The 4,949-nt window shown below is 60.6% G+C and carries 4 protein-coding genes; all 4 read right to left on the reverse strand.

The annotated features are described in order from the left end of the window. Nucleotides 1-482, reverse strand: a 482-nt coding sequence (locus AC5JJ6_RS41320) for an RNA polymerase sigma factor (RefSeq protein ID WP_496047630.1), incomplete at its 3' end; no start/stop codon positions are given. A 486-nt stretch (nucleotides 483-968) separates the two neighbouring features. Next, complete coding sequence (locus AC5JJ6_RS41325) at nucleotides 969-3,116, reverse strand: methyl-accepting chemotaxis protein (protein ID WP_496047631.1); 2,148 nt, start codon at nucleotides 3,114-3,116, stop codon at nucleotides 969-971. Nucleotides 3,117-4,035: 919 nt separating this feature from the next. Beyond that, nucleotides 4,036-4,455 (reverse strand): type II toxin-antitoxin system VapC family toxin, encoded by a 420-nt coding sequence (locus AC5JJ6_RS41330; protein WP_496047632.1) that lies wholly within the window; start codon nucleotides 4,453-4,455, stop codon nucleotides 4,036-4,038. Beyond that, nucleotides 4,452-4,700 (reverse strand): FitA-like ribbon-helix-helix domain-containing protein, encoded by a 249-nt coding sequence (locus tag AC5JJ6_RS41335; protein WP_496047633.1) that lies wholly within the window; start codon nucleotides 4,698-4,700, stop codon nucleotides 4,452-4,454. The genes AC5JJ6_RS41330 and AC5JJ6_RS41335 overlap by 4 nt, the downstream gene beginning before the upstream one ends. Nucleotides 4,701-4,949: the final 249 nt, after the last annotated feature.

Genomic DNA, 4,949 nt, shown 5'->3' on the forward strand with positions numbered 1-4,949 from the left:
CGGGCGAGTTCCAAACGTCCCCGGCACAGGCGGCTCATCAGGGTGCCGATCGGGATGTCCAGCTCGGCGGCCGTTTCCCCGTAGCTCAGGCCATTGACGCAGACCAGCATAATAGCGGAGCGTTGCTCCTCCGGCAGGGCCGCGATCACCTCACGCACCCGTGCCAGAGTGGAGCGCGCGATGACGGCGCGTTCGGTATCCTCTGTTCCCAGATGCTCCGCATCCTCCAGCGGAGCCGACAGGCGATCGCGTGAACTCCGCTTCTCATCAATCCAGAGGTTCTTGATAACGCTGCGCATCCAGCTCCCCGGCTGCTCAATGGCAGCCAGAGAGCCCTGACGCCTCAGAGCGCGCTCATAAGCCGCTTGCACGAGCTCGTTGCCGACATCGGCTGATCCGGTCAGCGAGCGGGCGAAACGCTGCAGGTCGGGCATCAGGGCAATGATCGTATGCCGTCCATCGTGCAAGCCTAACGAGGTCATGTCACAACCTAATGGTAAACGACAGCCGTCGATAGCCGCCGGATTGTTCTAGATGCCAAACCTATCAATGAAACGCCCGTTTAAATCAATTGCAATAAATAATCATATCGCTTGATATACAGCTAACTTGCTACAACTCCAAATTGAAAAAACGAGGTGAGAAATTAAATTATTTTGAAGATGGTCATCCTTCGCACCAGACACATCCTCTCACCAGCTTCACCATTATATTTCAAAGGCTTGGCAATCTTAGGCGTTGGTTACTGTTGATGCACGCCATGCCAAAGGGCTTCAATATGCCGGTTGCTGAGCTCTGTAAGGATCGGTCCTGCCGCCTTTGTGAGAGGGGAATGGCTCAGTGTCTGTTCAGGAAGAATTGATCCAAATCAATTTCCCGTTCGCCTACTCCGTCTCGAGGTGCCGGCCCGCCCACCTGGGCATTCGGCAGGCCAGCGTCACCATACACTCTGCAGCATGACCGTTCCGTCATGCCACCCGAACACGGGTCAGGAATTGGTCCACCTCCCCACGCATGCGCACTGCCAGCTCGGACAGCGTTCGGGCCGAGCCGAGAACCTCGTCAGCAGCCGATCCGGTACGTGCGACCGCGTCAGTGACCTGAGCGACATTGCTCGACACCTCAGCTGCGCCAGTGGCGGCCTCACCGACGTTGCGCGAGATCTCCGCCGTCGCAGCCGTCTGCTCCTCGACTGCTGCGGCGATGGTCACCGCGATGTCATTCATGTTGCGGATCGTGCTGCCGATGCCCGTGATCGCATGTACCGCGGTGGTGGTCACGCCCTGCATCGATGCAATTTGAGCAGCGATGTCCTCGGTAGCCTTAGCGGTTTGGTTGGCCAGGTTCTTGACCTCGCTCGCCACCACTGCGAAGCCCTTGCCGGCCTCGCCGGCGCGCGCCGCCTCGATGGTCGCGTTGAGCGCCAGCAGGTTAGTCTGCGAAGCGATGTCCTGGATCAACTTCACGACGTCGCCGATTCGACTTGCCCCCTGTGCCAGACCGTTAACTGTCTCATTGGTCCGTTCGGCCTCCACGACTGCCTGGTTCGCGATCATAGTGGAGCGGGAGACCTGTTGCCCAATTTCGCGGCTCGAGCCAGCAAGCTCCTCTGTAGCCGCCGCAACGGTCTGGATGTTCGCCGTGGTTTGTCCAGTGGCAGTGGCGGAAGCCTCCGCCTGCGCCCGAGTTTGATCCGTAGAGGCAAGCAGGGTCTGCGCCGCACCTTGCAGTTGCTCGGCCGCGGCTGATACGCTTTGGACGATGCCGCCAACGACGCCGTCGAACTCGTCAGCAAAGCGGGTGAGAGCTTGGCGGTTCTGGACATCCGCCTGGCGCTTGTCCTCCTCATTTCGGGTGCGCAGGCGGTTAGCTTCAGCCATAGCATCCCGGAATACCGCAATGGCCCCGGCCAACGAGCCGATCTCGTCCGTCCGCTCGCCGCCAGGCACCTCGACCGACATATCTCCCTCGGCTAAACGGCGGACTGCCGAACTCAAGGACGTCAGCGGCTTGGTCACCCGGCGCACGACCAGCAGGACTGCAGCGAGGATGGCAAAAACCCCGAGAAGCAGCAGGCCGAGTTGGATGGCCAAACTCCACACTGCCGCATCCTTCATGGCGGCGGTCCGTACCTCGCTGGCCTCACCCGCAGCGTAGAGGGCTTGGAGCAGCGTTCCGAGGAGCGGCGTGGTAGTCTCCACCCATTGGGTTGCGTTCATGTCGTATTTGGCGCCCTCGTCACTGAGCTTCGTCATCCGGTCCGCACGGCTACGGAAATCCGTGAAGTACCCAGCCTTGGCACCGGCCATGGCGCGCTTGATTGCGGGGTGGGTGGCCTCGTCCAGAGTGAGGTTCTCGAGCTGCTGCCAGAGCAGGTCCACGCGCGAGCGGACCGCAGCGTTGGCGGCAATGCGGTCAGCCGGGATCGCCGTCCCGGCCGAGATGGCGGAGGAGACGTTGGAGCGCTCGAAGCCAGCGATGTCGCGAGTTCGCCAGCCGATCTCCTTGATCATGGCGAGCCTGGCCAGCGCCGGATCAGCGGAGGCAGCATGGTGGAGAGCGGAGAACCAGACCTTGAGTGCCGCGTTTACGGAGGCGGTGATCGTCGGGATGAAGTTCTTGCGCAGGTTCTCGTCCCGTTGCTCGCGCGGCAACTTCAGCGCTTGATCAGCCTGAGCGCGGGCTTGGTTAGCGGCGGCCAGTGCGGTCTTGAGTTCGTCCATCAGGACTTGCTTATTGGGGAAGTTGCGCGCCTCGAACACCCGAAGACCCGGTTCGAAGCTGGTTCGGACGGCGACGCGGCGGCGATCGATCTCACCCAGGAGATCTGTCCCGGCAGGTGCGGGATCCTGGAGGCCGTTGTTGGTATACAGGCGCTCCATGAGAACTTCGAAAAGCCCGGCAATGAACTTATTGGCGCCTGTGTCGAATTCTTCAATATCTTGCACTGCCTGATACCGTGACCAAGCATCAACGTTCCCGTGGGCGATCAATCCCAATAGTATGAGCGATAGGGCGGATACCGCCGACAGCAACATACCTCGAATACCGAACCTTATTTTTTGTAGTTTCTGCCTGGGTTCTTGTGTCTTGTTGGCTGTGTCCATGACGGTCATTCTATCTACCCCCCATTTATCCTTGTAATTTACTTTGTTATTTATCATCGAAGGGTTAATGAAATGTTATGTAACCGACTGTTTGTGTTATGAGGGCTAATCATCCATATGGCTGCAGTGCCTTTGCTGGACCGGAGGCGCGTAAGCCCATGAGCTGAGCCAAGGCAGCAATCCGGGCTGCAGGTTTTCCATAAAGTATCTTAGCCGGTCGGTTTCAGAGGCGCTTCGTCTTTGGTTTCAATGGCCTCCCCTACCACGTGAGGTTATGTCGGCGCTTGGGGCCGGATTTTCCCTTCTTGACAAAAACTATGGTGCTGCTGGGAGGCTAAGGCGGAGATGCAGGCCAGCTTAGCATATGATTTTGGAATGCCGTATCTCTGGCATCGGAGCATGGTTTGGACTGGTGGACATCCGTCTTTGCTGCTTGGACCAGAACTGACACTTCTGTTCCACAGGCATGGTCCGGGACTGGATCGGCAGCACGGCGAATCAAGCACTCTACCAACCACGCCAGTCGGCCCCGGCTCGTCTTTGGAACAGAGCTGATGTAATCTGTTGCGCACCATAAATCTCCATGACACCCAAGGCAGGCGCCTCTACCTCACCGCCGACGAACGTCGCACCTTCATCGGATCGACGGCCACGGCCGATCGGCCGGTGCGGACACTATGCAAGGTTCTGCACGACACCGACTGCCGGATCAGCGAAGCCCTGGCACTCACGCCGGAAAGTGTGCGGCACGTCAAGGTCGTGGTGGCGGAGGCCGAAATTCCCGACGCGTTCGCCCAAGGGACTGTGCCACGGCTACGTGTAGGCGCTTGCAATCATCGGCGGCCGTGCTCGATTTCATCGCCGCATCCCACTCGGATTGGGTGAGACCAGGAACGCCGCCGCGCTCACGTTCGGTGAGACGGCTGGCTCAGGCATCCCAGGGATTGATGATGGAAAGCCCGCAATCCAGGAAATCCGCCACGTTCCGGGTCGCCAAGGAGGCGCCGCGCGACTGTGCGATGGCGGCGATCTGCGCATCAAAGGCCCCGGTCGGCTGCCCCATTCGACGTCGCCCCGCCGCGATGGGTGCGAGCGCCAGGGCCGCCACGGCATCGAAGGGCAGCACTCGGCCGGCGAAATCCTCGGCGAACATCCGCTCGGCGGCGACCAGCAGGTCGTTGTGGCGGTGCCCGTCCGGCAGCAAGGCGAGGCCAAATAGGATTTCCGCCTGGGTGACCGTCGTTGTGAACAGGCCGGCACTGGGTTGCGCGGCCATCCAGCGGAGCACGGCGTCGGACGGCGCCGGGCGCATCGCCTCGGAAACCACGTTGGTGTCCAGGACGATCACCAGTCGAAACCCGGCGGGTCGCGCAGGGGCTCGCGGCCGGCGTCAGGCACCTCAACGCCGCCGAACGGCGCGAACCGCCGGCGGATGGCGTCGCAGAGGTGCGTAGCGGACTGGCGCTCTTCCGTAAGCTCCGCGCGCAGGATGTGACGGGCCTCCTCCTCCATGGAACGGCCATGATGGGCGGTGCGGATGCGCAGTCGCGCCTTCAAAGGATCGTCCAGGTTCCGGATCGTAAGGCTTGCCATCGGTTGTCCCCGAGGTTGGCTAAGGCGCCAGATTAAGCGATGATTTCAATGGTTGCACGGTTCGTTTGGGTAAGCTCTGTTAGACTGGTCTCGATAGGACGTTTTCTACGTCTCAATTGGGGAGAGCACAGAAACCGTGGGCAGCTCGGGCTACGGCAGCGAGTGGGACGGGCTGGACGTTGTTGGCGGGCATGGCCGGATACAAGAGGGTTAACAGCTCATGGAACGTACCGTCGAGAGTTCGTGTTT

It is taken from the genome of Skermanella sp. (assembly GCF_059503625.1).